The sequence below is a fragment of the Escherichia sp. WS1152 genome (assembly GCF_046487665.1).
GTDB classification, from domain to species: domain Bacteria; phylum Pseudomonadota; class Gammaproteobacteria; order Enterobacterales; family Enterobacteriaceae; genus Escherichia; species Escherichia coli.
Window position 1 is genome coordinate 105,671 of sequence record NZ_JBJQJA010000012.1, and the last position, 14,712, is coordinate 120,382.

Annotated in this window: 17 protein-coding genes; 2 read left to right on the forward strand and 15 right to left on the reverse strand. The window is 59.5% G+C overall.

What is annotated here, in order from left to right:
* The first annotated feature begins 2 nt into the window (after window positions 1-2).
* Together ACJHW7_RS18030 and yjdP are read left to right on the forward strand one after the other, a co-directional pair.
* A complete protein-coding gene (locus tag ACJHW7_RS18030; protein WP_021557442.1) occupies window positions 3-2,264 on the forward strand; it encodes a hybrid sensor histidine kinase/response regulator in 2,262 nt (753 codons plus the stop codon).
* Between the two features lie 68 nt (window positions 2,265-2,332).
* Entirely contained in the window at window positions 2,333-2,662 is a 330-nt protein-coding gene (yjdP, locus tag ACJHW7_RS18035; protein WP_001612194.1) for a DDRRRQL repeat protein YjdP, read from the forward strand.
* A 143-nt stretch (window positions 2,663-2,805) separates the two neighbouring features.
* Here yjdP and phnP read toward each other — a convergent pair whose 3' ends face one another.
* The 15 genes from phnP to yjdN form a co-directional block, all read right to left on the reverse strand.
* Window positions 2,806-3,564, reverse strand: a complete 759-nt coding sequence (gene phnP, locus ACJHW7_RS18040) for a phosphonate metabolism protein PhnP (protein ID WP_021557444.1) — start codon at window positions 3,562-3,564, stop codon at window positions 2,806-2,808.
* A 1-nt stretch (window position 3,565) separates the two neighbouring features.
* Complete coding sequence (gene phnO, locus ACJHW7_RS18045; RefSeq protein ID WP_001110490.1) at window positions 3,566-4,000, reverse strand: aminoalkylphosphonate N-acetyltransferase; 435 nt, start codon at window positions 3,998-4,000, stop codon at window positions 3,566-3,568.
* Window positions 3,987-4,544, reverse strand: coding sequence for a ribose 1,5-bisphosphokinase (phnN, locus tag ACJHW7_RS18050; RefSeq protein WP_001626495.1), 558 nt, complete (start codon window positions 4,542-4,544; stop codon window positions 3,987-3,989). Before phnN ends, phnO begins: the two co-directional genes overlap by 14 nt.
* Window positions 4,544-5,680 carry an alpha-D-ribose 1-methylphosphonate 5-triphosphate diphosphatase gene (phnM, locus tag ACJHW7_RS18055; RefSeq protein ID WP_021557445.1) on the reverse strand — a complete coding sequence of 379 codons (1,137 nt, stop codon included), beginning with the start codon at window positions 5,678-5,680 and terminating at the stop codon, window positions 4,544-4,546. The genes phnN and phnM overlap by 1 nt, the downstream gene beginning before the upstream one ends.
* Window positions 5,677-6,357: a phosphonate C-P lyase system protein PhnL gene (gene phnL, locus ACJHW7_RS18060; protein WP_021557446.1), complete on the reverse strand. Its 681-nt coding sequence runs from the start codon at window positions 6,355-6,357 to the stop codon at window positions 5,677-5,679. Before phnL ends, phnM begins: the two co-directional genes overlap by 4 nt.
* Window positions 6,358-6,467: 110 nt before the next feature.
* Window positions 6,468-7,226 carry a phosphonate C-P lyase system protein PhnK gene (phnK, locus tag ACJHW7_RS18065; protein WP_001075512.1) on the reverse strand — a complete coding sequence of 253 codons (759 nt, stop codon included), beginning with the start codon at window positions 7,224-7,226 and terminating at the stop codon, window positions 6,468-6,470.
* A complete protein-coding gene (phnJ, locus tag ACJHW7_RS18070; protein WP_021557447.1) occupies window positions 7,223-8,068 on the reverse strand; it encodes an alpha-D-ribose 1-methylphosphonate 5-phosphate C-P-lyase PhnJ in 846 nt (281 codons plus the stop codon). The genes phnK and phnJ overlap by 4 nt, the downstream gene beginning before the upstream one ends.
* A complete protein-coding gene (gene phnI, locus ACJHW7_RS18075) occupies window positions 8,061-9,125 on the reverse strand; it encodes an alpha-D-ribose 1-methylphosphonate 5-triphosphate synthase subunit PhnI (protein ID WP_001301782.1) in 1,065 nt (354 codons plus the stop codon). The genes phnJ and phnI overlap by 8 nt, the downstream gene beginning before the upstream one ends.
* A complete protein-coding gene (gene phnH / locus ACJHW7_RS18080; protein WP_000171604.1) occupies window positions 9,125-9,709 on the reverse strand; it encodes a phosphonate C-P lyase system protein PhnH in 585 nt (194 codons plus the stop codon). The genes phnI and phnH overlap by 1 nt, the downstream gene beginning before the upstream one ends.
* Window positions 9,706-10,158 carry a phosphonate C-P lyase system protein PhnG gene (gene phnG / locus ACJHW7_RS18085; RefSeq protein WP_021557448.1) on the reverse strand — a complete coding sequence of 151 codons (453 nt, stop codon included), beginning with the start codon at window positions 10,156-10,158 and terminating at the stop codon, window positions 9,706-9,708. Before phnG ends, phnH begins: the two co-directional genes overlap by 4 nt.
* Window positions 10,159-10,884, reverse strand: coding sequence for a phosphonate metabolism transcriptional regulator PhnF (gene phnF, locus ACJHW7_RS18090; RefSeq protein WP_021557449.1), 726 nt, complete (start codon window positions 10,882-10,884; stop codon window positions 10,159-10,161).
* A 20-nt stretch (window positions 10,885-10,904) separates the two neighbouring features.
* Window positions 10,905-11,684 carry a phosphonate ABC transporter, permease protein PhnE gene (gene phnE / locus ACJHW7_RS18095; protein WP_001193500.1) on the reverse strand — a complete coding sequence of 260 codons (780 nt, stop codon included), beginning with the start codon at window positions 11,682-11,684 and terminating at the stop codon, window positions 10,905-10,907.
* 105 nt (window positions 11,685-11,789) lie between these two features.
* Window positions 11,790-12,806 (reverse strand): phosphonate ABC transporter substrate-binding protein, encoded by a 1,017-nt coding sequence (gene phnD / locus ACJHW7_RS18100; RefSeq protein ID WP_021557450.1) that lies wholly within the window; start codon window positions 12,804-12,806, stop codon window positions 11,790-11,792.
* Between the two features lie 24 nt (window positions 12,807-12,830).
* The gene (gene phnC, locus ACJHW7_RS18105; RefSeq protein ID WP_021557451.1) at window positions 12,831-13,619 is read right to left on the reverse strand and encodes a phosphonate ABC transporter ATP-binding protein; all 789 of its coding nucleotides are present in this window, start codon (window positions 13,617-13,619) and stop codon (window positions 12,831-12,833) included.
* A 132-nt stretch (window positions 13,620-13,751) separates the two neighbouring features.
* On the reverse strand, window positions 13,752-14,195 hold the full coding sequence (gene yjdN, locus ACJHW7_RS18110; protein WP_001131318.1) for a VOC family metalloprotein YjdN: 444 nt from the start codon (window positions 14,193-14,195) through the stop codon (window positions 13,752-13,754).
* Window positions 14,196-14,712 lie beyond the last annotated feature (517 nt).

The following is a 14,712-nucleotide window of genomic DNA, read 5'->3' on the forward strand; positions in this document are numbered from 1 at the left end:
ATATGGCGCACCCCGGACGTCATTTTTTTGCCAGCGCGCGCGGGCGATTGCTGCTTTTGAATTTGCTGGTGGTGGCGGTGACGTTGATGGTCAGCGGCGTGGCGGTAATGGGCTTTCGTCATGCCAGCCAGATGCAGGAGCTGGTGCAGCAGCAAACGGTGGATGATATGACCGGCAGCCTGAATCTGGCGCGCGACACGGCAAACGTGGCAACGGCGGCGGTGCGATTGTCGCAGGTGGTGGGAGCGCTGGAATATAAAGGCGAAGCCGAGCGGTTGCAGGAGACACAGCGGGCATTAAAAAGCTCGCTTGCACAACTGGCGAACGCGCCTTTAGCGCAGCAGGAAGCCGGGCTGGTGACGCGAATCATCACGCGTAGCAACGAACTGCAAACCAGCGTCGGCGGTATGCTGGAGCGCGGGCAAAGGCGGCATCTGGAGCGCAACGCGCTGTTAAGTTCGCTGTATCAAAACTTAAGTTATCTGCGGCATCTGCAAAAAGTCACTCACGCGCAAGATGATATTTTGCTTAACGAGATGAACCGACTGATTGTTGCCGCTATTGCCACCCCCGCGCCGCAGGCGATTATTCATCAACTGGTCGGGGTAATGTCTGCGTTGCCGACCCACAGCGATATGCCATTGGTTAATACGTTACTCAATGATTTCAATGATGAAATGCGTAAACTCGCGCCGCTTTCTGCCGCTCTGGAGCAAAGCGATCTGGCAATCAGCTGGTATATGTTTCACATCAAAGCGCTGGTGGCGATCCTCAATGGCGACATCAACCGTTACGCCGAACAGGTGGCGACGCTCTCCGGTCAGCGCGTGGCGCAAAGTTACCAGGATTTGCGCTCCGGCGAGAGGGTGATCATGATTTTCGCCCTGTTAGCGGTGGTGATCACCGCGTTTGCCGGCTGGTATATCTATCGCAACCTCGGCACTAACCTGACGGCGATTTCCCGCGCCATGAGCCGCCTGGCGTACGGCGAAGCGGACGTCACTTTTCCGGCGTTACAGCGGCGTGATGAGTTGGGTGAACTGGCGCGCGCCTTTAACGTTTTTGCCCGCAATACCGAGTCACTCGAACGAACCTCACGGCTGCTAAAAGAGAAGACCACGCAGATGGAGATTGCCCAAACTGAGCGGCAGGGGTTGGAAGAGGCGCTATTACACAGCCAGAAACTGAAAGCGGTCGGGCAACTGACGGGCGGGCTGGCCCATGATTTTAATAATCTGCTGGCGGTGATTATTGGCAGCCTGGAGCTGGTGAATCCGGACTCGCCAGACGCGCCGCGAATACAGCGGGCGCTGCAAGCTGCCGAACGTGGGGCGCTACTGACACAACGACTGCTGGCGTTTTCCCGCAAGCAGTCCTTACATCCGCAAGCCGTTGAACTGAAAACATTGCTGGAAGAGTTAAGCGAATTAATGCGCCACTCCTTACCGGCAACGCTGGCGCTGGAGATTGAAGCGCAGTCTCCGGCGTGGCCCGCGTGGATTGACGTCAGCCAACTGGAAAATGCCATCATCAACCTGGTGATGAACGCCCGTGACGCGATGGAAGGGCAGACGGGAATCATCAAAATTCGTACCTGGAATCAGCGCGTTACTCGCAGCAGTGGGCAGCGTCAGGACATGGTGGCACTGGAGGTCATCGATCATGGCAGCGGTATGTCGCAGGCGGTGAAAAGCCAGGTATTTGAGCCATTCTTTACCACCAAACAGACGGGCAGCGGCAGCGGGCTGGGTTTGTCGATGGTCTATGGTTTTGTGCGCCAGTCCGGTGGGCGCGTTGAAATTGAAAGCGCGCCGGGGCAGGGGACAACGGTCAGATTACAGCTTCCCCGCGCGCTGACGGCGGCGAAAAACCTATCGCCAGCGGCAGTAGAACAGGCTTCTGTCAGCGGCGATAAACTGGTGTTAGTGCTGGAAGATGAAGCCGCGGTGCGCCAGACCATCTGCGAACAGTTGCACCTGCTGGGCTATTTGACGCTGGAAGCAAGCAGCGGCGAACAGGCGCTGGATCTGCTGGCGGCATCAGCAGAAATCGATATTTTTATCAGCGATTTAATGCTCCCCGGCGGCATGAGCGGCGCAGAAGTGGTCAATGCGGCCCGCAAACTTTACCCGCACCTGACGCTGCTACTCATCAGCGGTCAGGATTTACGCCCCAGCCATAACCCCGCGCTGCCAGACGTGGCGCTGTTGCGCAAACCCTTTACCCGTGCGCAGTTGGCGCAGGCGCTGGGGCAAGAGAATTGAGAATCCTCCTCTACTCGTAACAGGCACCTTTGCCTACCTTGTATTAACTTTGTTGCGAGGCCGAGTTTATGAAACGCCACTCCACGCTCTTTTTTTTCACCCTGCTCACGCTGACCACCGTACCGGCCCAGGCCGATATTATCGACGACACCATTGGCAATATTCAGCAGGCGATTAACGATGCTTATAACCCTGACCGTGGGCGAGATTATGAAGATTCGCGCGACGACGGCTGGCAGCGTGAAGTGAGCGACGATCGGCGCAGACAATATGACGACCGCCGCCGCCAGTTTGAAGATCGCCGCAGGCAGCTGGACGATCGCCAACGTCAGCTTGATCAGGAGCGTCGGCAACTGGAGGATGAAGAGCGGAGAATGGAAGATGAGTATGGGCGGTGAGGTAGGCTCGGGTGCTGGCATCGCCCCTCACCCTAACCCTCTCCCCAAAGGGGCGAGGGGACCGATGGTGCACGGGGTGATTTTCTCCCTCTCCCTGTGGGAGAGGGCCGGGATGAGGGCATCAGCGCGCACATTCTCCCCCATCACGCCACCCCAATCTCCATCCCATCAAACCCCGCCTCAAACCCTGACGGCAGCGCGTTCTCCATCAGCCACGCATCAAACTGGTGGCTGATATGGGTCAGAATCACCCGTGGCGAGCGGATAACCTGATTCAGCGCAAGCACGGTATTTAAATCACAGTGATTACGCGGTGCATCCTCGCGCGGCGGGTGGCTGCAATCAATCACCATTACCTGTAGCTGATTATTGTGTAAAAATTTCAGCGTTTTTTCCGGCAGGCCTGCGGTGTCAGACAGCCACGCCACCCGGCTGTGTGCCGTTTCCAGCAGATAACCGAAGGTCAGTTTTGAGTGGTTTAGCGGCAGCGGTGTCACCTGCAACCCCTGCAAATCGAACACCACAAACGGTTCCACCGTGTGGCTGAAATCAAGCAGGCCCGGATGTTTAAACAGATCGTCGCAGCCCTGTTCATCCGGCGGGCCGTAGACCGGGATCGAATCGCCCACGCCCCAGCGCAGCGGAAACAGTCCCTGAACGTGATCCATATGATAATGCGTCAGCAAAAACTGCTGGAACGATCCTGGCGACCAGCGATCGGTGAGATCGTGCAGCCCGGCGTCGATCAGGGTGACAGCCTCGTTAAACTTCACTACGCCGCTGCACGGCTGGCGGCGATACTGCGGCGAGCGTCGCGCTCGTGCGCAGGCCGCGCACTCGCAGCCCCATGCCGGAACGCCCTGTGCGCCGCCGGTGCCCGTGAGCGTGAGGGTCAGGCTCATGTTACAGCGCCTTGGTGAAGCGGAAATGGCTCTGCTCGTAGCCTTCGCGCAGATAGAAACGGTGCGCGTCGTGGCGCTTCACGTTGGTGGAAAGCTCGGTCATTTCGGCCCCGGCCTGGCGGGCTTCTTCTTCTGCCCACGCCAGTAACTTACTGCCGACGTTCAGACCGCGCGCCTGCGGCATCACCACCAGCTCCTGAATTTCGCCGATCCAGTTGACATGATGCAGATGAAACTGCAAATGCAGGCCGATCATGCCAACAACTTCGCCATCCAGCAGCGCCAGATGGTAGCGCATGTTTGGGTCACGCAGGTTGGCGTTAAAGCCCACGCGAAACGCGTGATGGTCAAACTCCGCCTGTTTTAGCTCACAAATCAGCGCGTAAACCGCGTCGGTGTCGTACTGCGTGGCCGGGCGAAGCTCACAAGCAGGCATGGTGTTTCTCCTTCTGATGAATCAGCGTCAGCAGCGTGTCGACCGACTGGCGCAGGCTGCCGTCATTATTGAGCGTATGGCAATCCTGTGGAGTATAGCGGGCAGCGCGCGCCAGCCGGGCGTTAATTTCACTGGCGTTTTCACGACCACGGTTTTCCAGGCGCTGGCGCAGGATCTCCGGCGACACCTGTAAGCAGATGGGCAGCAGCGCCGATGCATAGCGCGCCCGCGCCTGCGGCAGATGGGCGCGTGAGCCGTTGACCAGCACGTCGAATCCGGCGTGCAGCCAGAGGTCGATCTCGACGCCGACGCCATAATACAGACCGTTAGCGTGCCAGCTTAAGGCCAGTAGGTTTTGCCCCGCGCGGGTAAAAAACTCCTGCTCGCTCAGGGCGATATGGTTTTCGCTTCCAGCGCTGGCGTCGCGCGTGATGTAGCGATGCGCCACCAGTAACTGAGTTTGTTCCCGCAGGCGGAGTTCCGCCAGCAGGCTATCTTTCCCGGAGCCGGACGGCCCCATTAACCAAATCAGTTTTCCCGTCATCAGAACACCCTTTTACCCTGACGCCAGACGTGGTCGATATGAATGTGGTTGCCCTTGCGATGCGCCAGCACCAGGTCGGCGCGTTTGCCCTCGCCAATCACCCCGCGATCCTGGAGATTAAGCGCCTGCGCTGGATTTTTAGTCACCAGCTTCACCGCCTGCGGCAGCGTAAAGCGGTTGCTCTCGTCATCGGCGACGCGGAACGCCGCATCCAGCAGGCTGGCGGGGTAGTAGTCGGAAGAGAGGATATCCAGCAGGCCAAGCTGCGCCAGTTCACTGGCCGCCACGTTGCCGGAGTGCGAACCGCCGCGCACAATATTCGGCGCGCCCATCAGCACGTTCATGCCATGCTTGCGCGAGGCTTCCGCCGCTTCGAACGTAGTGGGAAATTCGGCGATCACGCTGCCAAGCTGGTGGGATTCGGCAACATGGGCGTGGGTGGCGTCATCGTGGCTGGCGAGCGCAATGTGTCGCGCGCGGCACATTGCGGCGATGGATTCGCGATTTGGCTGCGACCAGCGTGCAGCAAGCGCCAGCTGTTCCTCTTCATACTGCTGCATCTGCGCGTCGGTGAGCGAGTATTTGCCCTGATAATATTCGCGATACTTCTCGCGGTTGGCGAACTGGCGCTGGCCCGGTGAGTGGTCCATCAGCGACACCAGCGTCACCGGCTCGCGCTGCACCAGTTTTTCAAACAGCGGCAGCGTGGTGTGATGCGGCAGTTCGCAGCGCAGATGCAGACGGTGCTCGGCGCGGTTGACGCCGCGTTTCTGCGTCTCTTCGATGGCGTTGATCATCTTCTCCAGATTCTCCAGCCGATCGCCGCCGTCGCGCACGTCGCCAATTGCCACGGCGTCCAGTACGGTGGTGATGCCGCTCGCCACCATCAGCGCGTCGTGGCTGCTCATCGCCGAGTGGGCAGGCCAGTCAACTTTCGGGCGCGGGGTGAAGAATTTATCCAGATTATCGGTATGCAGCTCAATCAGCCCCGGCAGCAGCCAGCCGCCTTCGCCGTCCATCGCCTCCGGTAGGCGGCTCTGGCTTTCGGCAAAGGCGCGGATTTCGCCGTCCTGCATCTCCAGCGAACCGTTTACCACTTCGTTTTCCAGCACCAGTTTGACGTTATTGATAATCATGCAGAGGCTCCCATTGGGTGCAGGCGGTCGGCGACGTCATTGCGTACGGCTTCGTCATGGAAAATGCCGACGATGGCCGCGCCACGGGCTTTTGCTTCGCGGATCAGTTCCACTACGGCGGCGCTGTTTTTAGCGTCCAGCGAGGCGGTAGGTTCGTCGAGCAGCAGAATGGGGTAGTCGACGATAAAGCCGCGGGCGATGTTGACGCGCTGCTGTTCGCCGCCGGAGAAGGTCGATGGCGCCAGGTGCCACAGGCGTTCCGGCACGTTCAGGCGGGTGAGCAGACGCGCGGCTTTAGCGGCGCAGGCTTCACGCGGTACGCCGGTATCGAGCAGCGGCTGCATCACCACTTCCAGTGCTGAAATACGCGGGATGACGCGCAGAAACTGGCTCACCCAGCCGACGGTGGTTTTGCGGATCTCCACCACTTTGCGCGCTGGCGCGGTGACCAGATCGACCCATTCGTCGCCGTGTTTGATCTGGATTTGCCCTTCGTCGGGCAGATAGTTGGCGTACAGCGAGCGTAGCAGGGTTGATTTTCCGCTGCCGGAATGGCCGTGGAGCACCACGCATTCGCCCGCGTTGACGATGAGCGAGGCGCGGTTGAGGACGGGCAGGCGCACGCCGTTTTGCTGGTGCAGGATGAAGGTTTTACTGACGTTTTGTACGTTAATCATTTTTCGCCTCGTGGTTCGGGTGTCGGATGCGACGCTGACGCGTCTTATCCGACCTACGGGGAGCGCATTTGTAGGCCGGATAAGGCGTTTACGCCGCATCCGGCACCGGCTCAATTCTGCAAAACCGATGACACCAGCAGCTGTGTATACGGATGATGCGGGTCGTCGAGCACGCGGTCGGTTAACCCACTCTCCACCACTTGCCCCTGCTTCATCACCAGCAAACGGTCCGCCAGCAGGCGGGCGACGCCTAAATCGTGGGTGACAATCACCACCGCCAGGTTCAGCTCCACCACCAGGCCGCGCAGCAGATCGAGCAGGCGCGCCTGCACCGACACATCCAGCCCACCGGTTGGCTCGTCCATAAACACCAGCTTCGGATGCGTCACCAGGTTGCGGGCAATCTGCAAACGCTGCTGCATACCGCCGGAAAAGGTGGTCGGCAGGTCGTCGATCCGGTTGGCGGGAATTTCCACCTCTTCCAGCCACTTCTGCGCGGTAGCGCGAATGTCGCCGTAATGACGCGCCCCGGTTGCCATCAGCCGCTCGCCGATATTGCCGCCTGCCGACACCTGGCGGCGCAGGCCGTCGAGCGGATGCTGATGCACTACGCCCCATTCGGTGCGCAGCAGGCGACGGCGGTCGGCCTCGCTCATGCCATAGAGGGAACGGTTTTCATAGTGAATCTCCCCCAGTTGCGGCGTCAGACGCGCGGAGATTGATTTCAGCAGCGTGGTCTTCCCGGAGCCGGATTCCCCGACAATGCCCAGCACTTCTCCCGGCCATAAATCAAAAGAGACATCGCTAAAACCTTTGCCCGGCGCGTAAAGGTGGGTCAGGTTATTGACCGAAAGTAACGGTTGATTCATTGGCTTTTTGCCTCGCTCTGTTGGCGGCAATAATCGGTATCGGAGCAGACAAACATGCGGTTTCCGGCGTCATCCAGCACCACTTCATCAAGATAGCTGTGGGTCGTTCCGCAGATGGCGCATGGCTCATCCCACTGCTGAACGGTGAACGGGTGATCGTCGAAATCGAGACTTTCCACGCGGGTAAACGGCGGCACCGCATAGATGCGCTTTTCGCGCCCTGCGCCGAACAGTTGCAGGGCGGGCATCATGTCCATTTTCGGGTTATCAAATTTCGGGATCGGCGACGGGTCCATTACGTAGCGCCCGTTTACCTTCACCGGATAGGCGTAGGTGGTGGCGATATGACCGAAGCGGGCGATATCTTCATACAGCTTCACCTGCATCACGCCGTACTCCTCCAGCGCGTGCATGGTGCGGGTTTCCGTTTCGCGCGGCTCGATAAAGCGCAGCGGTTCGGGGATCGGCACCTGGAAGATAATTATCTGATCTTCGGTCAGCGGCGTTTCGGGGATGCGGTGACGCGTCTGGATAACCGTCGCATCATCCGTGCGTTCGGTGGTATTCACCCCGGTCACGCGCTTAAAGAAGTTGCGGATCGACACGGCGTTGGTGGTGTCATCCGCGCCCTGGTCAATCACCTTCAACACGTCGCTTTCGCCAATCACGCTGGCGGTGAGCTGTATGCCGCCGGTTCCCCAGCCGTACGGCATTGGCATCTCGCGCCCGCCAAACGGCACCTGATAACCGGGGATTGCCACCGCTTTTAAGATGGCGCGGCGGATCATGCGTTTGGTCTGCTCGTCGAGGTAGGCAAAGTTGTAGCCGCTCAGATTAGCCATGGTTCTGCTCCTGTTGCAGACGTTTGAGTAGCTCCAGTTCGGCCTGGAAATCGACGTAGTGCGGGAGTTTGAGGTGCGAGACAAAGCCTGCGGCTTCGACGTTGTCGGCATGTGCCAGCACGAACTCTTCATCCTGCGCCGGGCCTGTCGCGTGCTCGCCGTACTCCGGGGCTTGCAGAGCGCGGTCGACCAGCGCCATCGCCATCGCTTTGCGCTCGCTCATGCCGAACACCAGCCCGTAGCCGCGCGTGAAGTGCGGAGATTCATCCGGTGGGTCGATAAAACCGTTGACCATTTCACACTCAGTCATCAGCAGTTCGCCGACGTTCACCGCAAATCCCAGCTCTTCCGGCACAATCGACACGTCGATGTAACCACTGCGGATTTCACCCGCGAACGGGTGATTGCGCCCGTAACCGCGTTGGGTGGAGTAGGCCAGCGCCAGCAAATAGCCTTCGTCGCCGCGCATGAGCTGTTGCAGGCGGGAAGAACGTGAGCAGGGGTAAACCGGTGGCGTGCGGGTGATGTCATCCGGCTGTGCGCCGCTATCCTCTTCAAACTTCGCCAGCCCCTGACGCGCCAGCAGGCTGAAAACGTGCGGCGACGGCTGTTGTTCGCTGTCGGCGGTGGTCAGCGTCGGCGCTTCGCCGTTTGCCAGCAGGGTGAAATCGAGCAGGCGATGGGTGTAGTCGTAGGTTGGGCCAAGCAGCTGGCCGCCGGGAATGTCTTTATAAACCGCCGAAATACGCCGTTCGAGGCGCATCTCCGTGGTGTCGAGCGGCTCGCTTACCGCGAGCTTCGCCAGCGTGGTGCGGTAGGCGCGCAGCAGGAAAATTGCTTCGACGTTATCGCCGCTGGCCTGTTTCAGCGCCAGCGCCGCCAGTTCGCGGTCGGCAATGCCGCCTTCGGTCATCACGCGATCTACTGCGAGGTTAAGCTGCTGTTCAATCTGGGCGACGCTCAGTTCAGGCAAATCGGTATCGCCCCGGCGTCGGCTCTCTTGCAGGGCGTGGGCGGCGTCGATCGCCTTCTCGCCCCCTTTCACGGCAACGTACATCAGCACACCTCCACATGAGTGGTTCGCGGAACAGCCAGCAGGCGCTCGCCGCAGGTCAGGATCAGGTCGATGCCGAGCGGGAACGGGTGCGGGCGCTCGGTGAGTTCGTGCAGAATGCACTCCGGCAGCTGCGGGGCGATCATTCGTTCTTCGGCAATACCCGCGCCGGTGAGACGCAGCATGCGCCCGCCGCTCAGGCTGGCGACCTGTAAAATCAGCGTTGCGCCCGCTTCCGGCGCAACGGCGGTGCCGGTGGAAAGGGCGTTAAGCTGTTCGCTGGAAATCGCCTCATCCGTTACCGCGAAGGTCGCCTGTTCCGGCTGGCTGACCAGCGGCGCGTTGGTATGAAAACGCAGGCTCTGGCTGACGATATCGTTGCTCAATGGCGCGGCAAGCCACACCGGCGTGTCGTTATCGGCCAGCGTCAGCAGCACGCTGGTGGTGGCGATATTCAGCGGCTGCCAGCCGCGTTTGAGCTGATGCAGGGCGACAATCACGCCCGGCTCGCTCATGGCCTTTAACAGGCGACGAAAACTGTGCTGGGCATCCTGCACGGGAAGCATAAAAGCGGTTTCCAGGGTCATGCGTTGTCTCCGCGAACCATCGTAAAGAAGTCGACCCGGCTGGCGTTCACTTCGGCCTGGCGTGCGGCAATGCGTGCCATACGGTCAGCGTCCAGCGGGGCAATAAGAGTTTCTAATAAGTTTTGAAAGTGGCGGGTTTGCTGCATCAGCGCGTCAATCAGCGCGCAGCGTTCGGTGTGCTGTTTGTCGCGCCCCAGCACCCAGCTGTAGCCGAGCGTGCCGTCAGTCAGGCGTACGGCGGCGCGGGTGAGCGTGGCGTCGCCGGCAAAAAAGCGTTCGCCGGTGCCGCCCATCCGCGCCTGAATCTGTACCAGGCCAGTTTCAGCGGCGCGGATCACCTCATAGTCGGCGGTGATGTTCAGCGCGTTCAGGCGTGCTGCCAGTTCTGCCGGTTGGCTGTGCGCCAGTACGGACATCCAGTGCTGGCGGGTCGCGGTATCTGCGTGCATTCAGTGCTCCATAGTGAATTCAATCATGTCGGCGCGCGTCAGGCTGACGGAGTACTCCGCCGGGCTGCTTTCACCGTCACGGTGGTTAAGGGTGCGCACGCACAGCAGCGGCGACATATTCGGGATTTCAAGACGCTGGCTCTCTTTGGCCTGGGCGCGGCGGGCGCTGATCCGCGTCTGGCTGCGGCGCAGTGCAATCCCCGTTTGCTCGCGCAGAAAATCGTGCAGCGAGCCGCTGTCGAAGCGTTGCAGCGTCGGCCAGAGGGTGAGGTCCGCGAAGTAGTGGTCGATCAAACAGAGCGCGATGCCGTTGACCCGGCGCAGGGTGCGCAGGTGGATAACGTTCTCGCCCTCCTTGATCCCCAGCGCGTCAGCGACGTGACCGGAGGCCGGGCGCAGCACCGACAGCAGTTTTTCGCTGGTGGGATGGCTGCCCTGATCCAGCAGATTCTGGCTAAAACGCGCCTGGGCGTTGAGCGGGTAATCGAACGGGCGCATCAGCACCAGCACGCCGACGCCCTGACGGCGCTGTACCCAGCCTTTTTCCACCAGTTGGTCGATGGCGCGACGCAGGGTGTGGCGGTTCACCGCAAAGCGCGCCGCCAGTTGCTGCTCGGCGGGAAGATAGTCGCCGCAGCGGTAGTGTTGACGAAGCTCCTGCTCAAGTTTTGCGGCTATCTCCTGATAGCGTGTTGGGTAGCTGGTCGGATGTGTAGACAAGTGCATAGCTATCAATGCCTCGCTAATCAGATAAAGTGCTTACGCAACCGTTGAGAGAGGAAATCCAGCAGGCTGACCGTGACGATGATGAGCACCATCAGGGCGCAGGTTTGCTGGAACTGGAAACCGCGAATCGCTTCCCACAGCGTGACGCCGATCCCGCCCGCGCCGACCATGCCGACGACGGTCGCCGAGCGGACGTTGGATTCGAAGCGATAGAGGGAGTAGGAGATCAGCAGCGGCATCACCTGCGGCAGCACGCCGTAGAGGATCTCTTCGAGCTTGTTAGCGCCGGTCGCGCGAATGCCTTCCACCGGGCCGGGTTCAATCGCTTCCACCGCTTCGGAAAGCAGCTTGGAGAGCACGCCGGTGGTGTGGATAAACAGCGCCAGCACGCCAGCGAACGGGCCGAGGCCGACGGCGACCACGAACAGCATGGCGAAGACCATTTCGTTAATGGCGCGGCAGGCGTCCATCAGGCGGCGAACGGGCTGGTAAACCCACCACGGCACCAGGTTTTCGGCGCTCATCAGGCCAAAGGGGATGGAGAGAACCACCGCCAGCGCGGTGCCCCAGACGGCGATTTGCAGCGTGACGGCCATTTCGGTGAGGTAATCCTGCCACTGGCTGAAATCGGGCGGGAAGAAGTCGGCGGCGAAGGTTGCCATGTTGCCGCCGTCTTTGATCAGCGTAAGCGGGGCCATTTCCGCGCCCTGCCACGAGACGACCAACACGGCGAGTACAACGGCCCAGCTCAGAAGCGAGAACCAGCTGCGCTTGGGTGGGGCGATGGTGATGGTTTGCATGTTTGGCTCCGGTCTGTAGGCCGGATAAGGTGCTTGCACCGCATCCGGCATCAACGCCTGCACATTGTCGGATGCGACGCCGGGGCGTCTTATCCGACCTACGATTTACTGCACCGCTTTACTCACCGAACTCATCGCGCTTAACGCGTTGTTCAGGCGGTCCAGGTCATCCAGCTGCGCCTGAATCTCGGTGGTTTTTGCCAGCTTGTCCTGCTCATTCAGTCCTTTATTGCTTTTCACGCCCTGCATCTCTTTAAACAGCGCGAGCTGGCGAATCGGCACCAGTTGCAGGTCGCTGGAGGCGCGGAACGGCGCCCAGCCCAGACGTTCCAGCACCGCTTTCTCTTCCGGCGTCTTGCCGTAATTCATAAAGAAGTCGTAGATCTTGTCTTTGGTGGTTTCGGACAGATTCTTGCGCCAGACGATCGGATCGCCTGGGATTAGCGGCGACTTCCAGATCACCTTCAGCTCTTTGAGCTTCTCCGGCGCGGAGGTTTTCAGTTTGTCGAGGTTTTCGGTGTTGTTGGTCGCCACATCCACCTGCTTGTTGGCGACGGCCAGCGCGTTGGTTTCATGCCCGGCGTTGACGGTGCGCTTAAAGTCGTTAGCGGAGATATTGTTTTTGGCAAAGACGTAGTAACCGGGGACGAGGAAGCCAGAGGTGGAGTTAGGATCGCCATTGCCGAAGGTGAGATCTTTCCGCTTCGCCAGCAGATCGCTCAGGTTGTTGATCGGACTGTCTTTGTTGACGATCAACACGCTCCAGTAACCCGGCGATCCATCCGCCGCGACCGTCTGGGCGAAGACCTGGCCGTTGGCGCGATCCACCGCTTCCATTGCCGACAGGTTGCCGTACCAGGCGATATCCACTTTGTTGAAGCGCATTCCCTGGATAATGCCCGCGTAGTCCGGGGCAAAGAAGGCGTTGACCTTCACGCCCAGCTTCTTCTCCATATCCTGTAAAAACGGCGTCCATTGCGGTTTCAGGTTTTGCTGTGATTCCGTTGAAATAATGCCGAAATTCAGCGCCTTTTCCTGCTCTTCGGCGTGCGCCGGGCTAAACAGGGTGCTGAGGCTGAACATGCTGGTGAAGGCCAGCGAGGCAATTATCTTAGCGTTCATTCGTTTTCCTCAATGATGGGGATGTCAGGCAGCTTTCGCGTTCTCTTCGACGCGGTTAATGCTGCGGTAGAGATGGTCAAAACGATCGTTATCAAACAATTGGCTGCTGCCGTCGTAGAAGACGTGCCCCTGACGCAGGGCGACGATGCGCTCGCAGTAGCGCAGGGCGTAATCCACCTGATGCAGCGTGACGACCACGGTGATGCCGTCGTTCTGGTTGATGTCGCGCAGGGTGTCCATCACGATGCGCGCCGATTCCGGGTCCAGCGAGGCGATCGGTTCGTCGGCGAGAATCACCTTCGCCTGCTGCATCAGCGCGCGGGCAATCGCTACACGCTGCTGCTGGCCGCCGGAGAGGGTGGAAACGCGCTGATGGGCAAAATGCACCATGCCAACGCGGGTCAGCGCCTGTAACGCGCGCTGTTTCTGCTCGCGGGTGAACCAACTAAAACAGGTGCGCCAGAACGGCGTGCTGCCGAGCGCGCCAATCAGCACGTTCTCCAGTACGCTCAGGCGGTTCACCAGGTTGAATTGTTGGAAGATGTAGCCGGTATGGGCGCGGCTTTTGCGGATATCGCGGGCCAGACGGCCATTTTGCTGGACGGTACGGCCCAGCAGTTCGACGCGGCATTCTGGCTTTTTATCGCCGACAATCAGGCCGCTTAAGTGACGTAAAAGGGTGGATTTGCCGGAACCCGACGGCCCAAGCAGAGCCACCATTTCACCGTGATGAATGTTCAGATCAACCGCATGCAGCGCCTGATGCTGATTGAAGGTTTTGGCGAGCTTCTCGACGCGGATAATCGTTTGCATGATGCAGCCTCCCTAAAAAAGTGGCTCCATCGTGGCGGATTATTGTGACGGTTTGGTTAATGAAAAGTGACTAACAGATGAAGAGTTAACGGGAATTCGATGACAGTGCGGGAGGGCGGGCCTCCCGGCGGATTATTGCGTTGGTTGTTGTTTGACGACATTAATCATCCACGGTACGCCAAATTTATCGGTGACTTTGCCGAAGCCATGCGCCCAGAAAGTTTCCTGCCAGGCCATTTCGATTTTTCCGTTAGCGGCAAGGTTATCAAACCAGCGTTTTCCTTCTTCGACCTGTTGCGAATCGAGCACCAGCGTAAAGCCGGAGTAGCTGGCTTTTCCTGACGGTATAGCATCGCTCATCATGATATCGCTTCCGGCAATACGCACATTGGCGTGGGCGATGGCGGTATCGGGAAATTGCATTCCGGAAGGGCAGTTCTCGGCGCTGTCCTGCGCTGATTTTGGCATTTCGCCGAAGCTGATTTTATAGAGCAGTTCCGCGCCCAACGTACGTTGATAATAAGCAATTGCGTCGGCACAGTTACCGGCAAAAGAGAGGTAGGGACTTAACGGCATGATGGTGACCTCAGTTAAGAGAAGCCAGTTAAGTGTAGTTCGAAATTTATACAGATGAGAGGCGGCCTGATAAGACGCGCGAGCGTCGCATCAGGCAGTCGGCACTGTTGCCGGATGCGGCGTAAACGCCTTATCCGGCCTACGGAGGGTGCGGGAATTTGTAGGCCTGATAAGACGCGCGAGCGTCGCATCAGGCAGTCGGCACCGTTGCCGGATGCGGCGTAAACGCCTTATCCGGCCTACGGAGGGTGCGGGAATTTGTAGGCCTGATAAGACGCGCAAGCGTCGCATCAGGCAGTCGGCACCGTTGCCGGATGCGGCGTAAACGCCTTATCCGGCCTACGGATGGTGCGGGAATTTGTAGGCCTGATAAGACGCGCAAGCGTCGCATCAGGCAGTCGGCACTGTTGCCGGATGCGGCGTAAACGCCTTATCCGGCCTACGGAGGGTGCGGGAATTTGTAGGCCTGATAAGACGCGCAAGCGTCGCATCAGGCAGTCGGCACCGTTGCCGGATG

What these genes read in the sequence shown, in the direction of transcription:
- phnP (WP_021557444.1), bottom strand. Translation starts at nt 3,564, where the DNA reads ATGAGCCTGACCCTCACGCTCACGGGCACCGGCGGCGCACAGGGCGTT.
- phnL (WP_021557446.1), bottom strand. Translation starts at nt 6,357, where the DNA reads ATGATTAACGTACAAAACGTCAGTAAAACCTTCATCCTGCACCAGCAA.
- phnC (WP_021557451.1), bottom strand. Translation starts at nt 13,619, where the DNA reads ATGCAAACGATTATCCGCGTCGAGAAGCTCGCCAAAACCTTCAATCAG.
- yjdN (WP_001131318.1), bottom strand. Translation starts at nt 14,195, where the DNA reads ATGCCGTTAAGTCCCTACCTCTCTTTTGCCGGTAACTGTGCCGACGCA.
- phnM (WP_021557445.1), bottom strand. Translation starts at nt 5,680, where the DNA reads ATGATTATCAATAACGTCAAACTGGTGCTGGAAAACGAAGTGGTAAAC.
- ACJHW7_RS18030 (WP_021557442.1), top strand. Translation starts at nt 3, where the DNA reads ATGGCGCACCCCGGACGTCATTTTTTTGCCAGCGCGCGCGGGCGATTG.
- phnK (WP_001075512.1), bottom strand. Translation starts at nt 7,226, where the DNA reads ATGAATCAACCGTTACTTTCGGTCAATAACCTGACCCACCTTTACGCG.
- phnE (WP_001193500.1), bottom strand. Translation starts at nt 11,684, where the DNA reads ATGCAAACCATCACCATCGCCCCACCCAAGCGCAGCTGGTTCTCGCTT.
- phnO (WP_001110490.1), bottom strand. Translation starts at nt 4,000, where the DNA reads ATGCCTGCTTGTGAGCTTCGCCCGGCCACGCAGTACGACACCGACGCG.
- phnN (WP_001626495.1), bottom strand. Translation starts at nt 4,544, where the DNA reads ATGACGGGAAAACTGATTTGGTTAATGGGGCCGTCCGGCTCCGGGAAA.
- yjdP (WP_001612194.1), top strand. Translation starts at nt 2,333, where the DNA reads ATGAAACGCCACTCCACGCTCTTTTTTTTCACCCTGCTCACGCTGACC.
- phnF (WP_021557449.1), bottom strand. Translation starts at nt 10,884, where the DNA reads ATGCACTTGTCTACACATCCGACCAGCTACCCAACACGCTATCAGGAG.
- phnI (WP_001301782.1), bottom strand. Translation starts at nt 9,125, where the DNA reads ATGTACGTTGCCGTGAAAGGGGGCGAGAAGGCGATCGACGCCGCCCAC.
- phnG (WP_021557448.1), bottom strand. Translation starts at nt 10,158, where the DNA reads ATGCACGCAGATACCGCGACCCGCCAGCACTGGATGTCCGTACTGGCG.
- phnH (WP_000171604.1), bottom strand. Translation starts at nt 9,709, where the DNA reads ATGACCCTGGAAACCGCTTTTATGCTTCCCGTGCAGGATGCCCAGCAC.
- phnD (WP_021557450.1), bottom strand. Translation starts at nt 12,806, where the DNA reads ATGAACGCTAAGATAATTGCCTCGCTGGCCTTCACCAGCATGTTCAGC.
- phnJ (WP_021557447.1), bottom strand. Translation starts at nt 8,068, where the DNA reads ATGGCTAATCTGAGCGGCTACAACTTTGCCTACCTCGACGAGCAGACC.